Here is a 15337-nt window from a genome sequence, read left to right on the forward strand (position 1 = left end):
GCCGGATAGTTCGCTATAATGATACTTGAATATATTTTTGGAGTAATAAAATGAGTACAACTATTTGGATTGTCATTGTCGTTATTGCCGCAATAGTTGGTGCTATTGCTGGTTTCTTCATTGCACGTCGTTCTATGGAGACGTACATTAAGAATAATCCCCCTATTTCAGAAGAAATGATGAAATCTATGATGTCATCGATGGGACAAAAGCCTTCACAAAAGCGTTTGAACCAAATGATGGCACAAATGAAGAATCAAGCACAAACTTCTTCAAAGAAGAAATAGTGGTTAAAGAGGTTGAGTTATTATCGCTCAGTCTTTTTTTTTCGACAAAAAAACAGGTTATTTATTAATAGCCTGTTTCATCATGCAACATTATTTATTGTCTTCATCTTTAGTTTTAGGATGTGGATCAACGTAAACCCAATTAGGATCGATTTCGTCGTCAAGTTTATCAAAAGCTGTTTGTAGCGTATCGCCAAATTCAGCAGTGTTTGCTTCATTTAGTTTGATACGTTTGTCAATATAAATTGGGTCACCAAAAGCCATTGTAACGTTGTGGCGTTTGAATAATCCAGAGAACTTGACAGGACCTTGATAAACAATTGGTACTAATGGTGCACCAGATAATTTTGCAATCATTAATGCGCCACCTTTCATTTCTTCGGAATGCCGACTACCAGAGGGAAACATAATCAGACTTAATGGTGTCTTTTTTAAATTTCTAACAGGTGTTTTAATAGCCGATGGCCCTGGATGCGCACGATCAACTGAAAAAGCATTGGCATGGATCAAAATCCAGCGTAAAATAGGATTCTTGAAAAGTTCTTTTTTAGCCATAAAGCTAAATTTATGAGGCCAACCAGCTAATGCAAAGAAGATAGGCTCCCACCAAGTACGGTGTGGGGCAACTAAAATGAAGTTGCCTTGTGGTAATTTGTTTGTCCCTAATATTCGATACCGACCATTTATTAGCCAGACAATACCTACAGCGACATAACGTATGAATGAATAGAACATGTTTGTTCATCCTCCCTAATAATAACGTCTTATTATCCCACATACATGGCGTTTTTGGCAAACGAGGATGATTTCAGGAGATCAATTTTATGGAAGTTAATTTATTACCAGATGAACGCATTGATATGTTATATAATGACGACGTTCATATTATTCAAAGTAAGGATGTTTTTTCATTTTCACTAGATGCAGTTTTACTGGCAAATTTTGCAACACCGCGTAAAGGCGGTCGAGGGTTGACTGTTGATTTAGGCGCTGGTAATGGGGCTGTATCACTATTTATGGCACATAAAGTCGCTGGGAAAATTATAGGTGTTGAAATTCAAAAACGTTTAGCCGATATGGCGCAACGATCAGTTATGATGAATGATTTGACGGAAAAAATTCATATCATGAATGCAGATATGCGTGATATTTTTAATGACATTAAACCAGGTACGGCTGATATGGTCGTGTCTAATCCACCATATTTTACAGTTGATAATGATCAAACAATTATGCACGAAAATAAACATTTTGCCATTGCTCGTCATGAAATTATGGCAGATTTAGATTTAGTCACCTATACAGCCAAGAAACTATTAAAAAATAAGGCGCACTTCTTTATGGTTCATCGACCAGATCGCTTATTTGAGATTTTAGACGCTTTACAAAAAAATCATCTTGCACCGAAACGAATACAATTTGTTTATCCAAAGGCGGGGGAGACTGCGAATATTTTGCTCATCGATGCTATCAAGGATGGTCAGTTAACTGGTGCCAAAATTTTACCACCAATTGTGACTCACAATGATGATGACACCTATACGGATGCCGTTTTGTCAATTTACGAAGGTAGAAATCAACATGAATAAGCCATATTATATGTATGTGTTGTTAACGGCTGATAATATGCTTTATTGTGGGTTTACGGATGATGTTGGGAAACGCTTTGCAGTGCATGAAGCAGGCAAAGGAGCGAAATTTACTCGTCCAGCGAAGCGTCATCCATTACGAGTTATTTATGCTGAAGCTTTTCCTACAAAACATGATGCTTTACATGCTGAAGCAATGTTTAAGCAGTTAACACGACCACAAAAAGAACAATTTTTGCGTCATCACCAAGTCAAAGAGTTTTTAACGAAGTAATAACTATTGACAGGTAAAGAAGAAGTGCGTAAAATTAGTTATTGGTTTTATACCAAAATACTCACTAGTACTCAATAGTTTGACGGGTGCCCCTTTACCGGGTCGCCAGGCTACATGCGAGTCTAGGTGGAAAAAACATTTGGAGGCAGATACTCATGGCAGTAATCTCAATGAAGCAATTACTTGAAGCTGGTGTACATTTTGGACACCAAACACGTCGTTGGAATCCAAAGATGTCAGATTACATCTTTACGGAACGTAACGGCATTTACATTATCGATTTGCAAAAGACAGTTAAGTTGGTTGATCAAGCATATAACTATGTACGTGATGCAGCAGCTGATGGCGCAACGGTTTTGTTTGTTGGTACTAAGAAGCAAGCACAAGACTCAATTGCTGAAGAAGCAACTCGTGCAAATATGTACTACGTTAACCACCGTTGGTTGGGTGGTACTTTGACTAACTGGAAGACAATCCAATTACGTATTGCTCGTCTAAAGGAATTGCGTGCAATGGAAGAAGACGGTACTTTTGATCGTTTGCCTAAGAAGGAAGTTTCTTTGTTAATTAAGCAACGTGAGAAGTTGGACAAGTTCTTGGGTGGTATCGCTGATATGCCTAAGATTCCTGATTTGATGTTTATCGTTGATCCACATAAGGAACAATTAGCAGTGCAAGAAGCACATAAGTTAAACATTCCAATTGTTGCAATGGTCGATACAAATGCTGATCCTGATCAAATTGATGTTAAGATTCCTTCAAATGATGACGCTATCCGTGCGGTACGTTTGATTACTTCAAAGATGGCAGATGCTATTATTGAAGGTAACCAAGGTGAAGATTCTGTTGAAGAAGCTGATTTCGCAGCTGAAGGTGACAAGCCTGCTTCAATCGAAGAATTGACTGATCTTGTTGAAGGTAAGAAGAACTAATTATCTTTTAATTTGATAGCAAAAGAGCTTGTTCTTTGTTGAGAACAAGCTTTTTTTGCGCTCTACGCAAAACTCATGTAAAATGAGTATTAGATATCTAACGTGTGTATAGAAAATCGTTATATTTTCGTGTATACTAGTTGAGATAAGATTTAGCATATACAAGGAGACCATAAAATGGCTATTACTGCTTCACAAGTTAAAGAATTACGTGAAAAGACTGGCGTTGGTATGATGGATGCCAAGAAGGCATTGGTTCAAACTGATGGTGATATGGACAAAGCAATCGATGCTTTGCGTGAAAAGGGAATGGCAAAGGCTGCTAAGAAGGCTGATGCTGTTGCTGCTGAAGGTATGACTTACGTTGTTTCAAAGGATAACAAAGCAGCTATCATCGAATTGAACTCACAAACTGACTTCGTTGCTGGTAACGCAGAATTTAATGAATTGCTACACGCTGTGGCTAACGCAATCGTTGAATATGCACCAGCAAATGTTGCCGATGCTTTGGCACTACAAGTTGCTGAAGATCAGACATTAAATGATATGATCATTCACACAACACAAATCACTGGTGAAAAGATTACATTACGTCGTTTCGCAGTTGTTGAAAAAGCAGCAGGTCAAGTATTTGGTACTTATTCACATATGGGTGGTCGTATTTCATCACTTGTATTGTTGGATGGCTCAGATGAGCAAGTGGCTAAAGATGTTGCCATGCACGTTGCAGCAATTGCGCCAAAGTATGTTTCTGCTGAAGAAGTGCCAGCCGATGTATTAGACCATGAAAAGGCCGTACAAATGAAGTCAGAAGACTTGGCAGGTAAGCCTGATAACATCAAAGAAAAGATGGTTGAAGGTCGTTTGCACAAGTTCTTGGCAGAAATTGCATTGGTTGACCAACCATTTGTTAAGGGTGATGGTAAAGAAACTGTTGCCAAGTATGTTGCAAGCAAAAACAGTAAGGTCGTTTCATTTGTTCGCTATGAAGTTGGTGAAGGAATTGAAAAGAAGGTAAATGACTTTGCTGCTGAAGTTGCAGCTCAAATGGGTGAATAGAGACCGAGGCGATTGAATGATGGCAGATGTAAAGTACAAACGAGTATTGTTAAAGTTATCAGGTGAGGCTTTGTCTGGTGAACGTGGTTATGGTATTGATCCAGAAACGGTTAACAATATCGCAGCGGAAATCAAAGAAGTTTATGAACTAGGTGTTGAAATTGCAATCGTCGTTGGCGGTGGTAATTTATGGCGTGGTGAAGCTGGTGCAAAATTAGGTATGGAACGTGCCCAAGCTGACTACGTTGGTATGTTAGGAACAACCATGAATGCTTTAGCATTGCAAGATGCACTTGAATCACACGAAGTACCAACACGTGTACAAACTGCTATTGAAATGCGCCAAGTCGCAGAACCATATGTTCGCCGTAAAGCTGTTCGTCACTTGGAAAAGGGACGGGTCGTTATTTTTGGCGCTGGTACAGGTTCACCATATTTTTCAACGGATACAACTGCAGCTTTGCGTGCAGCTGAGATTAATGCTGAAGCAATTTTAATGGCCAAAAATGGTGTTGATGGTGTTTACAGTGATGATCCTCGTAAGAATCCAAGCGCAACAATGTTTGAAAAGTTAACCCATAAAGATATTATTGCTAAGGGCCTAAAGGTTATGGATTCAACTGCATCAACATTATCAATGGATAACAATATTAATTTAGTGATTTTTAATATGAATACATCTGGTAATATTAAGCGAGTTGTCCTTGGTGAAAATATTGGCACAACTGTGGAGGTAGATTAGTATTATGGCTAATGCAATTATTGAATCAGCAAAAACGCGTATGAGTAAGGCTGGTGACGCATTACGTCGTGAATTAGGTAATATCCGTGCGGGTGTCGCTAATCCATCAATTCTTCGTAATATTACGGTAGAATATTATGGTGCAGACACACCATTAAATCAATTAGCATCGGTTACAGTACCTGAAGCACGTGTTTTGTTAATTACACCATTTGATAAAACGGCATTAAAGGGTATTGAGCAAGCTATTTTTGCATCTGACTTAGGATTAACACCGGCTAATGATGGTTCAGTTATTCGTTTGGTAATTCCAGCTTTGACAGAAGAAAGTCGTCAGTCATTAGCAAAAGAAGTTAAGGCTGAATCAGAAAAAGCGAAAGTGGCTGTTCGTAACGTCCGTCGGGATGCAATGGATGATGCTAAAAAAGCTTTGAAGAACAACGATTTATCAGAAGATGAAGCACATAGTATCGAAGATGACATTCAAAAAGCAACAGATGCTGCGATTAAGAATGTTGACAGCATTGCAGCTGAAAAAGAAAAAGAGTTATTAACAATTTAAGTTAATGATTTATTTTTAAAAAGAATTGAGGACATGACGTGCTCAATTCTTTTTTATATCTTAATCATTTCATTAATAATTTAGTACTTTATTTGTGTATAATATTTAAGGATGGTATATATTCTATTAAGGACATCTATTTTTAGGAGTAGTACGGTATCGTTTTTTAGATGATAACCTGATGTACAGGGAGGATGGCTCATGGATAACGAGCAAAAGTTATCACGATCAAATCGTGATAATAAAAAAAATAAAAAAAAGTCTCATAAGGTACGCAATATTATTTTGAGTATCTTATTAGTCATTATTTTAGCAGTAGCGGGCTTGTTTGGATACGCTTATATGCAAACAAAAGGTGCGATTGATAAGTCTTATGTTGCACCAACAATGAAAAAGTCACGTGATGTTTCTAAGGTCATTAGTTCTGGTAAGCCAATTTCAATCTTACTATTGGGTACTGATACGGGTGAATTAAATCGTCATTACAAAGGTCGGACGGATTCGATGATGTTAGTGACAATTAATCCGAAAACAAATAAAACGACGATTATGTCAATTCCACGTGATACGTTGATTGCAATTGTGGGCTATGAAAATACTTTCCCACAAAAGATTAATGCGGCATATTCATACGGTTCATCAGCAACAACGATTAAGACAGTTCAAAAGTGGTTAAATGTGCCAATTGACTATTATGCACTCGTTAATATGGGTGGTATGGAGAAGGTTGTTAATAAAATTGGTGGTATCAAAGTAACATCACCATTGACCTTTAGTTTTAATCCAGATACTGCTCACGCAACTGGTAATAATCTATATAACTTTACGAAGGGTTCAAGCACCTATACGCATAATGGCAAAACCTATACAGAAATGACTGGTAAGGCTGCTTTAGCATTTTCTCGGATGCGTTATGATGATCCTCAGGGTGATTATGGTCGTCAAACACGACAACGTTTAGTTTTGCAAGGGATTATTCAAGCTGCTAAGGATAATCCAACAAAGTTATTGAATTCTGGTTTCTTAAATTCAATTTCAGATTCAACACAGACTGATTTATCATATGGTGATATGATTTCAATCGTTCGCAAGTATGCGAAAGCTGCTGGTCATGTGGAAAATGATCATATCCAAGGACAAGGTTACAGTCTATCATCTGGATCAACTGAGGTTGTGACTAGTGATGAACAACAGCGTGCGACAAATGTCTTACGTAAATCGCTTGGTTTGAAAGCAGCTAAGTCAGGACCGTTATATGGTGGCAATATCTCAACAGCAACCATGAGTTCAATTGGGGTACCCACAAATTAGTCTTGTTTAGTAAACAAGCGTATCATATTGTATTATCAGAATGAAGTATGATAAAAATTGTTGCATTTAAAATTAATTATACAAGACCTGTTTCCAAGATATGTTTGGAAACAGGTCTTTTATATGCTTGGTTTTGATTAGTCTAGACCACACATGTTAGGATTTCTAACACATTTTACCGTTCTTTTGGCACACATGATTATACTGATGTTAAGTTATTTAAAGAAAGAGCAGGTGATTCGAATGAACGGCGCAGATGTTGCATGGGTTTTAATTAGTGCTGGTTTAGTTTGGTTAATGGTTCCAGGATTGGCATTATTTTATGGTGGTTTATCAGAAACACGCACGACAGTAAATACATTGGCAATGGTCATGATTGCCATCGCGGTTGGTGGTGTTGTCTGGTTTACAGTTGGCTATTCACTAGCATTTAGTGGATCAGGGCCAATTATTGGTAACTTAGATGCTGCATTCTTACATCACGTTTCAATGACTGAGAGCACACGAAACTTAGGTATTTCCGACGGCCTGTTTGCTTTATTTCAAGGAATGTTCCCAATGATTACCATGGCTATTATTGCTGGGTCAGTTGTTGGTCGAATGAACTTTAAAGCGTTTATCTTATTTTTAGTCGCATGGATGTTATTAGTTTATGTGCCATTAGCACACATGATTTGGGGCGGTGGTATTCTTGCTCAGCATGGTGCGCTTGATTTTGCTGGTGGAGATGTTGTTCATATCTCCTCAGGTGTTTCAGGATTAGTTTTGGCATTAATGATTGGTAAGCGACGAGTTGTGCAAGATTCAAGTGGTAATAATTTGTTGGCAACGGTTATTGGTGGCGGTCTCTTGTGGTTTGGTTGGTTTGGGTTCAACGCTGGTTCTGCTTTAGCAGCAGATGGAGTTGCCATTGTTGCCTTTACAAATACAAATATTGCGGCAGCCTTTGCCATGTTAACTTGGGTGTTACTTGATTTTTCATTATTCAAACGTGTTCGTATTTCAGGAGCCATATCTGGTGGGGTCGCTGGTTTAGTAGTTATCACACCTGGTGCTGGATTTGTACAGCCAATGAGTGCCATGTTGATGGGAATCATCGTTGCAGTCGGCACATATTTTGCAACAACTGTTATTAAGTATCGTTTAGGATACGATGATACATTAGATGCATTTGGCCTCCATGGTGTTGGTGGTGTGATTGGTGGTATCTTAACTGGTGTCTTTGCTTCAAAGCCTTTGGCGGGTGAGTCAGTTAGCTGGCAGTTGATTGGCACACAAATCGGAGCTATTTTGGTAACAATTGTCCTGGTTGTTATCGTTACGTTTGTTATTGCAAAAGTGGTTAATTTGATAACACCATTGCGGGTTGATGAAGCAGTTGAAGAAGACGGACTAGATTATGACTTACATGGTGAGGTAAATGTCTAGTTTATTGACGGCTTAAGGTAAATGGGTTAGTATAAGGCAATGGATAAATATGACAACAATGTAAAGAATATCTTTACATTAGTAAAATAATAAAAAGGGAGGCAATCATATGTTTGGAATGAATATGTTGAATAAGAAAGTTGATCGCGCTGTTCGTGCATATAAGAACATGAAAATTGAGCGCCACCATAACGATTGTCAGCATACAAATGCTCACTAATTTCGCGATGATTATAACGTTGTGGTCACATTTAGGTCACTAAAATTTTTGAGAGTGAGACAAAAGGCATCAGTCTTTTGGACCACGTTTAAGGGTGTCAATCTATCAATCAAATTGATAGATTGGCACTTTTTTCATCTGGTCGTAACGACTGATGTACCAACTATTTCTTTATTAGAAAATAATCGTTATTTGATGTTATGAGATTTCACAAATTTAAAGTATACCAATTTATACCAAATTCGTAAAAAAATGGCTCATATTTATTGACCAATAAATATTAACGCGTGATAATGGTTTTTGTAATTAAAAAAACAAATAAAAAATACTATACCATTTATAAAAATGATCGAGTTGTATAAGGAGAACAGATATGTTTTGTGGAATCGTTGGATTTACTGGAAATAATTACCAATCAGCCCCCATCTTGTTAAAAGGGTTACAAAAATTAGAATATCGGGGCTACGATTCCGCTGGTTTGTATGTTGCTGATGAAAAAGCTGGTACAGACCAATTAGTGAAAGAGAACGGACGTGTCTCAGAATTAGCAAAGCTGGTATCATCAAAACATGTTACTGGTAGTGCAGGTATTGCACATACACGTTGGGCAACTCATGGTGAACCATCAGTAGCCAACGCCCATCCTCACGTGTCAGCAGATGGTCGTTTTTATCTCGTTCATAATGGCGTTATCGAAAATTATGCTGAGTTAAAGCAACAATATTTAGCGGGTGTTCATTTTGAATCAGATACTGATACTGAAGTTGCTGTCCAAATGATTGATAAGTTTGTTAAGGCAGGCGCCACAACGCTTGCAGCATTAAAAAAGCTAATTTCGTTGATGGATAAAAATTCTGCCTATGGCTTTTTGTTAATGGATCGTGAAGAACCAGAACGGATGTATGTTGCGAAGCAAAAGTCACCACTCCTAATTGGTGTTGGTAGTGATTTTAATGTGGTGACTTCTGATGCAGTGGCGATGTTGGACCAAACACATGATTTCATTGAATTACACGATGGTGAAATTGCTATTGTTGATCCTGATCATATCCAATTATTCGATGCTGACGGTCAAGAGATTTCACGTGAAGCTTTCCATTTAGATATTGATGCAACAGAAACTGATAAAGGAACTTATCCATTCTATATGTTGAAGGAAATTGATGAGCAACCAATTGTTATTCGTCAATTGATTTCAAAATATTTACCACAGGGTGGGCAACCACAAATTGGTGAAGGTATTATTAAAGATATACTTGCATCAGATCGAATTTACATTGTTGCTGCTGGAACGTCTTATCATGCTGGCTTGGTCGGAGCACGGTTATTTGAGCAATGGGCTGGCATACCAACCGAAGTACGTGTTTCATCTGAATTTGCTTACGAACAACCTTTATTATCAGATAAGCCATTTTTCATTTTCTTGTCACAATCAGGTGAGACGGCAGACTCGCGCGAAGTACTACAAAACATTAATGCACAAGGATTTAAGTCATTGACGTTGACTAATGTTGAAAAATCAACACTTTGGCGTGAAGCAACCTACGCTTTGCCATTGCTTGCTGGTCCTGAAATTGCAGTTGCTTCAACAAAAGCTTATATTGCACAAACTGCCTTACAAGCGATTTTGGCTTATGCATTAGCTGATCGTACCAAATTAGAGATTGATTTAGAACAAGAACTATCAAAAATTGCCATTGCAATTCAAGGTATTGTTGATAATAAGGAACAATTAAAGCAAGTTGCTGAAGAGATGTTAGTACCTGCTCACCATGCTTTTTATATTGGTCGTGGGGTTGATTCTGCTGTTGTAATTGAAGCAGCATTAAAGTTGAAAGAAGTGTCATATGTGCATACAGAAGGCTTTGCTGCTGGTGAATTGAAGCACGGTACGTTAGCGTTAATTGAAGAAAATACACCAGTTATTGCAATAATGACCCAACCACGCTTGGCTGGCTTAGTTCGTGGTAATTTAGCAGAAACACAAGCCCGTGGTGCAAAAACGTATACGATTGTTACGCAAGCCATTGCAAAACCGGAAGATGATTTTGTATTGCCTGATATCAATGAATTATTAACGCCATTAGTTAGTGTTGTGCCAAGCCAGTTACTGGCTTATTACACATCACTTGGTCGTGGACTTGATGTTGATCATCCACGTAATTTAGCAAAATCAGTGACTGTACAATAAAGTGTGTATAAAATATTGGAACGTTAACTTGAATGATATTCAGTTAACGTTTTTTATTATTCGCAACAATGTGTACAATAGAAGATAAAAATGATTATAAAGAAGGGATGACCAATGTATAAGGAACTCGTTACTCATAATGGTAAATTTCACGCAGATGATGTTTTAGGAACGGTGGTGATGACACAGTTGCTACCGGAATTACCCATTGTACGCACACGTGATGAGACAATCACTAGTAACCAAGAAAATTTTGTTTTTGATGTTGGTGGCGGACAATTTGATCATCATGGTATTGATGATACACGGCAACATAAAAATGGTGTGCCAATGGCTGCCTTTGGTTTAATTTGGGAACAATTTGGTGAACAATATATAAAATCACTAGTACCAAATACATCTGCTAATATTGTGAATGCTGTTAAACAGCACGTCATGACAAGTTTTGTGATTGGTATTGATGCACTAGATAATGGTGTGTCAGAGTACCAGAGTGATGTGTTCACAGTACCTGATGTCATTAATGATTTTTACGATGATAAGCATGAGACAGCTAGTTTTCATGAGGCTGTTGCATGTGCACGCTTGATTTTGGAAAATCGCGTTAAAAAAACTGTTGCAAAAGAAATGGCGCAACAAGAAGTCATTGCGCATGCAAAATTTATTTCAGATCAAATTTTATTGTTACCAATTTCAGGACCTTGGAAAGATTATGCTGAACAATTTGAAAAGTTGATCTTTGTTATCATGCCTCGTCGAGATGGCAACTGGATGATTCAAGGGGTTCCTGTTGCACATGGTAGCTTTGAAGTTAAAAAGCCAGTGCCGCAAATTAATGCGCCAGGTGTTGTTTTTATTCATCGTACAGGATTTATGGCTGTTGTGAATACGCAAGAACAGGCAGTAAAGCTGGCTAAAGACGTTATTAATGGTTGATGTATAAAAATGAACATTCATTTATTTAACATGGTGTCATCTGTTAGCGTGGTCGTGAAAAAATGTCGGCTGGTCTGGTATACTAAATATTAGAAATAACATTGAGGAGGCCAGTATGAAAATTAATCAGATGCCTGTAGAATTTGTTGATGCGTTACCAATTTTAGAAACGATTGAGGCAGCAGGATATGAAGCATATTTTGTCGGTGGCTCTGTGCGTGATACATTACTAGACAAGCCAATTCATGATGTTGATATTGCAACCTCAGCTTATCCTGAGGAAATCAAAAAAATATTTAAACGTACCATTGACACAGGAATTGAACACGGTACTGTTATGATTTTAGATCATGGTAAAGGCTATGAAACGACAACTTTTAGGACAGAATCAACTTATACAGATTTTCGACGCCCTGATGAAGTGACTTTTGTGAGATCTTTAAATGAAGATTTGAAACGTCGTGATTTTACAATTAATGCATTGGCTTTGAAAAAAGATGGTGAAGTCATTGATTTGTTTGGTGGCATTCAGGATATGTCTGCAAAAATATTGCGAGCTGTTGGTCGAGCTGAAGAGCGATTTCATGAAGATGCCCTTCGTATGATGCGAGCAGTTCGATTTGCTGCGCAATTAGATTTTCAAATTGCACCTGAAATAGAAACAGCAATCATGGATAATGCGCATCTATTAGCTAATATTGCCATTGAACGTGTCAATATTGAATTGACAAAATTAATGCAGGGGACTTCAGCTAGTTATGGATTAGTGGCCATGATCAAAACAAAATTAAATCATTTTATGCCGGGATTAGCCAATGCTGATCAAGATTTAGCAGCGTATGCAGAATTATTACGCTTAGATCAACCAAAAAATGCGACTCAAGCATGGACATTATTAGCTTTTGAGTTGGGATTAAGTCCACAAGATACGAGCAAATTTTTAAAGTCGTGGAAGCAACCCAATGACATGATTCAAGAGGCAAAAGCTGCTGTGAACTTAATGAATAAGTTGCGCTTGGGTGAAGTAAGCGATTGGGACTTATATGAAACAAAGAGTGCCATTCAAACGGCATTAGCAACAATAAAATTAAGTGAAATTAATGCAAATGTTTCTGAATTGGCAATGCGTTACGAAGCATTAGCGATTAAAGATAAAAAAGATTTGGCGATTAACGGTGGTGAATTGGTAAAAGAATTACAATTGCAGCCTGGACCATTATTCGGCAAAATCTTAGCCGATTTAGAAAAACGTGTTGTGATGGGTCACTTAACAAATGAAAAATCGGTTTTGCTAGCAGCAGCAACTGCGATTGTAGAGAAAGAGAAGAAATAGTATAAATGAAACAATTGCGAGCAGTAAACTTACATAGTGTCTATGGTGAAAAAACTTTACTGGATAATGTATCATTCTTGATTGAAACTGGTGATCGTGTTGGTATCGTTGGGGTCAATGGTACGGGTAAAACAACTTTGTTAAATGCTATTTCACAGGTAGTACCAGCAGATAGTGGGGATGTCGACACACCAAATGATTACACGATTGGTTATTTACAGCAAGAACCACCACTTGACGAAGATAAAAAGGTCATGGATGCCATTTTCAATGGCGCACAACCGGTTTTTCAATTGATTAGAGATTACCAAGCAGCCTTAGCAGCATACTCAGAAAATCCTGCAGATGAGAAATTGTTGTCTCGTTATACAAAACTTGAACAGCAAATGACACAACAAGATGCCTGGTTAGCTGAATCTGAAGTGAAAAATATTTTAACGCAATTACATTTGCCTAATTTAGAATTACAAATTTCAGCGTTGTCTGGTGGTCAACGTAAGCGTGTTGGGTTAGCGCAAGTGCTTATTCAGGCGCCTGATCTATTGTTATTAGATGAGCCAACGAATCATTTAGATTTCGATTCAATTGCCTGGTTAGAAAAATATTTGGCAAATTACAAAGGTGCTGTTATGACAGTGACCCATGATCGTTATTTCTTGGATAATGTGACTAATCGAATATTCGAATTGTCTTTTGGCCAATTGTATGAATATCATGGCAATTATGAAAAATATGTCACGGCAAAAGCAGAACGAGTAGCTGCTGAGGCGGTTGCTGAACACAAATCAGCACAGTTATATAAAAAAGAATTAGCTTGGATGCATGCAGGGGCTAAAGCACGGTCAACGAAACAAAAAGCACGTGAAAATGCTTTTGCTGATCTTGAGGCGCAACAAGGGACACGTCAAGTCGAAGGTGAAGTTTCAGTTAATTTAGGGCAAACACGTTTAGGTAAAAAGGTCATTAATATTCAGCAGGCTAATCTAACCTTTGATCAGTTGGTTATCTTGAAAGACTTTAGTGAACTTGTGCAAGGTAATGAGCGAATTGGTATCACTGGACCAAACGGTTCTGGAAAATCAACCTTATTGAATGCCATTGCTGGTGAGCAACCGTTAGATAGTGGTCTTATTGAAATTGGTGAGACGGTCAAGATGGCTTATTATACCCAAATAACAGAGCCGATTCCAGAAGATAAGCGCGTGATTGCTTACTTGAGTGAAGTTGCTGAAGAAGTGATCGACCGTGATGGCAATCATATTTCAGCGGCTGAATTACTAGAACAATTTTTGTTTCCACCATTTATGCATGGGACACTGATTCGCCAACTATCAGGTGGTGAAAAGCGCCGGCTGTACTTACTAAAGTTATTGATTCAACAACCAAATGTTTTGTTACTGGATGAACCGACAAATGATTTAGATATTGGGACATTAACGATATTGGAAGATTATCTAAACACTTTTGCTGGGACTGTGATCACGGTATCACATGATCGTTATTTCTTAGATAAAGTGGCAGAAAAATTGTGGATCTTTAAAGGAAATGGCAAGATTACTAGATATAATGGTCGTTTCAGTGACTATTTGGCAACGTATGGTGCGCCAACATTAGCAATAAAAACGGATAAATCAGTAACGCCAACTACTGTTAAAGAATCATCAGTACCAAAAAAGAAAAAGTTGACTTGGTCAGAGAAACAAGAATGGACAACAATTGAAGATGATATGGCAGTGTTAGAAACGACCATTGATCATATTGAGACAGAAATGAATGATAATGCAGCTGATTTTACCAAACTAGGTGACTTACAAATAAAATTAGATGAAACAAATCAAAAATTAGAAGAAAAAATGAATCGTTGGGAAGAATTATCGGAACGCGTGGAAGGCGGTGCGTAATGGCTGAAAAGAATTTGATTTGGGCGCAAACATCAGACGGTACGATTGCCATGAATGGGCGCATTCCTTGGCATCAAAAAGCAGACATGCATTTTTTTAAACAAGCAACGATCCATCAGGCAACATTGATGGGACGTCATACGATGACTAGTTTCAATGGTCGGCCGTTACCAGAGCGTCTGAACTTGGTATTAACGCATGATAGATCGTTAGTTGTACCCAGTGGCTTTCAAAAGGTTTATAGTGTCCAAGAAGCCGAAGAAATCGCAGATCAAGCGGGTGTTAAGTTACAAATTATTGGTGGTAAGCCAATTTATGAGAGTTTTTTGAATAAAGCAGACGCATTGTATGTGACTTATTTAGACTCAGATTTTGCCGGAGATGTCAAGATGCCAGCTGTTGATACGACCATTTGGCACCCAGAAGAAATTGACAGTGGTACCGTAGATGCTGAAAATGATTACGATTGGCGATTAGTAAAGTATACGCGTTAAACATAAACGGCTGTGAACTAATTAACATGTGACAAATGAGAATGTGAAGCGTAAAATGAAACTGTAAAACATTTTGGC

General features: G+C 37.9%; 15 protein-coding genes. 14 read left to right on the top strand and 1 reads right to left on the bottom strand.

The genetic code is table 11. From position 1 onward, the window contains the following. The first annotated feature begins 50 nt into the window (after positions 1-50). The gene (locus AC3B5D_RS02115) at positions 51-287 is read left to right on the top strand and encodes a YneF family protein (protein ID WP_489839746.1); all 237 of its coding nucleotides are present in this window, start codon (positions 51-53) and stop codon (positions 285-287) included. Positions 288-377: 90 nt separating this feature from the next. On the opposite strand, the gene AC3B5D_RS02120 is transcribed toward AC3B5D_RS02115, so the two are convergent. Beyond that, entirely contained in the window at positions 378-1022 is a 645-nt protein-coding gene (locus AC3B5D_RS02120) for a lysophospholipid acyltransferase family protein (RefSeq protein WP_489839745.1), read from the bottom strand. An 89-nt stretch (positions 1023-1111) separates the two neighbouring features. Here AC3B5D_RS02120 and AC3B5D_RS02125 point away from each other — a divergent pair, with 89 nt between their 5' ends. The 13 genes from AC3B5D_RS02125 to AC3B5D_RS02185 all read left to right on the top strand — a co-directional run bounded on the left by AC3B5D_RS02125 (position 1112) and on the right by AC3B5D_RS02185 (position 15259). Continuing rightward, positions 1112-1876, top strand: coding sequence for a tRNA1(Val) (adenine(37)-N6)-methyltransferase (locus AC3B5D_RS02125; RefSeq protein WP_489839744.1), 765 nt, complete (start codon positions 1112-1114; stop codon positions 1874-1876). Beyond that, positions 1869-2150: a GIY-YIG nuclease family protein gene (locus AC3B5D_RS02130; protein WP_489839743.1), complete on the top strand. Its 282-nt coding sequence runs from the start codon at positions 1869-1871 to the stop codon at positions 2148-2150. Before AC3B5D_RS02125 ends, AC3B5D_RS02130 begins: the two co-directional genes overlap by 8 nt. Before the next feature lie 155 nt (positions 2151-2305). Continuing rightward, positions 2306-3082: a 30S ribosomal protein S2 gene (rpsB, locus tag AC3B5D_RS02135; RefSeq protein WP_489839742.1), complete on the top strand. Its 777-nt coding sequence runs from the start codon at positions 2306-2308 to the stop codon at positions 3080-3082. 177 nt (positions 3083-3259) lie between these two features. Continuing rightward, the gene (gene tsf, locus AC3B5D_RS02140) at positions 3260-4141 is read left to right on the top strand and encodes a translation elongation factor Ts (RefSeq protein WP_489839741.1); all 882 of its coding nucleotides are present in this window, start codon (positions 3260-3262) and stop codon (positions 4139-4141) included. A gap of 19 nt (positions 4142-4160) precedes the next feature. After that, positions 4161-4883: a UMP kinase gene (gene pyrH, locus AC3B5D_RS02145; protein ID WP_489840593.1), complete on the top strand. Its 723-nt coding sequence runs from the start codon at positions 4161-4163 to the stop codon at positions 4881-4883. 4 nt (positions 4884-4887) lie between these two features. Further along, positions 4888-5445 (top strand): ribosome recycling factor, encoded by a 558-nt coding sequence (frr, locus tag AC3B5D_RS02150; protein ID WP_489839740.1) that lies wholly within the window; start codon positions 4888-4890, stop codon positions 5443-5445. Between the two features lie 201 nt (positions 5446-5646). After that, positions 5647-6756 carry an LCP family protein gene (locus AC3B5D_RS02155; RefSeq protein WP_489839739.1) on the top strand — a complete coding sequence of 370 codons (1110 nt, stop codon included), beginning with the start codon at positions 5647-5649 and terminating at the stop codon, positions 6754-6756. A 243-nt stretch (positions 6757-6999) separates the two neighbouring features. Next, a complete protein-coding gene (locus AC3B5D_RS02160; RefSeq protein WP_489839738.1) occupies positions 7000-8184 on the top strand; it encodes an ammonium transporter in 1185 nt (394 codons plus the stop codon). Positions 8185-8777: 593 nt separating this feature from the next. Beyond that, complete coding sequence (gene glmS, locus AC3B5D_RS02165) at positions 8778-10595, top strand: glutamine--fructose-6-phosphate transaminase (isomerizing) (protein WP_489839737.1); 1818 nt, start codon at positions 8778-8780, stop codon at positions 10593-10595. Between the two features lie 114 nt (positions 10596-10709). Next, positions 10710-11531, top strand: a complete 822-nt coding sequence (locus AC3B5D_RS02170) for an MYG1 family protein (protein WP_489839736.1) — start codon at positions 10710-10712, stop codon at positions 11529-11531. A 115-nt stretch (positions 11532-11646) separates the two neighbouring features. Then, positions 11647-12864 carry a CCA tRNA nucleotidyltransferase gene (locus AC3B5D_RS02175; RefSeq protein WP_489839735.1) on the top strand — a complete coding sequence of 406 codons (1218 nt, stop codon included), beginning with the start codon at positions 11647-11649 and terminating at the stop codon, positions 12862-12864. 5 nt (positions 12865-12869) lie between these two features. Further along, positions 12870-14765: an ABC-F family ATP-binding cassette domain-containing protein gene (locus tag AC3B5D_RS02180; RefSeq protein WP_489839734.1), complete on the top strand. Its 1896-nt coding sequence runs from the start codon at positions 12870-12872 to the stop codon at positions 14763-14765. Then, positions 14765-15259, top strand: coding sequence for a dihydrofolate reductase (locus AC3B5D_RS02185; protein WP_489839733.1), 495 nt, complete (start codon positions 14765-14767; stop codon positions 15257-15259). Before AC3B5D_RS02180 ends, AC3B5D_RS02185 begins: the two co-directional genes overlap by 1 nt. The last annotated feature ends 78 nt before the right edge of the window (positions 15260-15337 follow it).

The organism is Weissella sp. ESL1177 (genome assembly GCF_058107185.1).

What these genes read in the sequence shown, in the direction of transcription:
- AC3B5D_RS02155 (WP_489839739.1), top strand. Translation starts at nt 5,647, where the DNA reads ATGGATAACGAGCAAAAGTTATCACGATCAAATCGTGATAATAAAAAA.
- AC3B5D_RS02175 (WP_489839735.1), top strand. Translation starts at nt 11,647, where the DNA reads ATGAAAATTAATCAGATGCCTGTAGAATTTGTTGATGCGTTACCAATT.
- AC3B5D_RS02180 (WP_489839734.1), top strand. Translation starts at nt 12,870, where the DNA reads ATGAAACAATTGCGAGCAGTAAACTTACATAGTGTCTATGGTGAAAAA.
- AC3B5D_RS02130 (WP_489839743.1), top strand. Translation starts at nt 1,869, where the DNA reads ATGAATAAGCCATATTATATGTATGTGTTGTTAACGGCTGATAATATG.
- rpsB (WP_489839742.1), top strand. Translation starts at nt 2,306, where the DNA reads ATGGCAGTAATCTCAATGAAGCAATTACTTGAAGCTGGTGTACATTTT.
- AC3B5D_RS02125 (WP_489839744.1), top strand. Translation starts at nt 1,112, where the DNA reads ATGGAAGTTAATTTATTACCAGATGAACGCATTGATATGTTATATAAT.
- AC3B5D_RS02170 (WP_489839736.1), top strand. Translation starts at nt 10,710, where the DNA reads ATGTATAAGGAACTCGTTACTCATAATGGTAAATTTCACGCAGATGAT.
- tsf (WP_489839741.1), top strand. Translation starts at nt 3,260, where the DNA reads ATGGCTATTACTGCTTCACAAGTTAAAGAATTACGTGAAAAGACTGGC.
- frr (WP_489839740.1), top strand. Translation starts at nt 4,888, where the DNA reads ATGGCTAATGCAATTATTGAATCAGCAAAAACGCGTATGAGTAAGGCT.
- AC3B5D_RS02115 (WP_489839746.1), top strand. Translation starts at nt 51, where the DNA reads ATGAGTACAACTATTTGGATTGTCATTGTCGTTATTGCCGCAATAGTT.
- AC3B5D_RS02160 (WP_489839738.1), top strand. Translation starts at nt 7,000, where the DNA reads ATGAACGGCGCAGATGTTGCATGGGTTTTAATTAGTGCTGGTTTAGTT.
- AC3B5D_RS02185 (WP_489839733.1), top strand. Translation starts at nt 14,765, where the DNA reads ATGGCTGAAAAGAATTTGATTTGGGCGCAAACATCAGACGGTACGATT.
- glmS (WP_489839737.1), top strand. Translation starts at nt 8,778, where the DNA reads ATGTTTTGTGGAATCGTTGGATTTACTGGAAATAATTACCAATCAGCC.
- pyrH (WP_489840593.1), top strand. Translation starts at nt 4,161, where the DNA reads ATGGCAGATGTAAAGTACAAACGAGTATTGTTAAAGTTATCAGGTGAG.
- AC3B5D_RS02120 (WP_489839745.1), bottom strand. Translation starts at nt 1,022, where the DNA reads ATGTTCTATTCATTCATACGTTATGTCGCTGTAGGTATTGTCTGGCTA.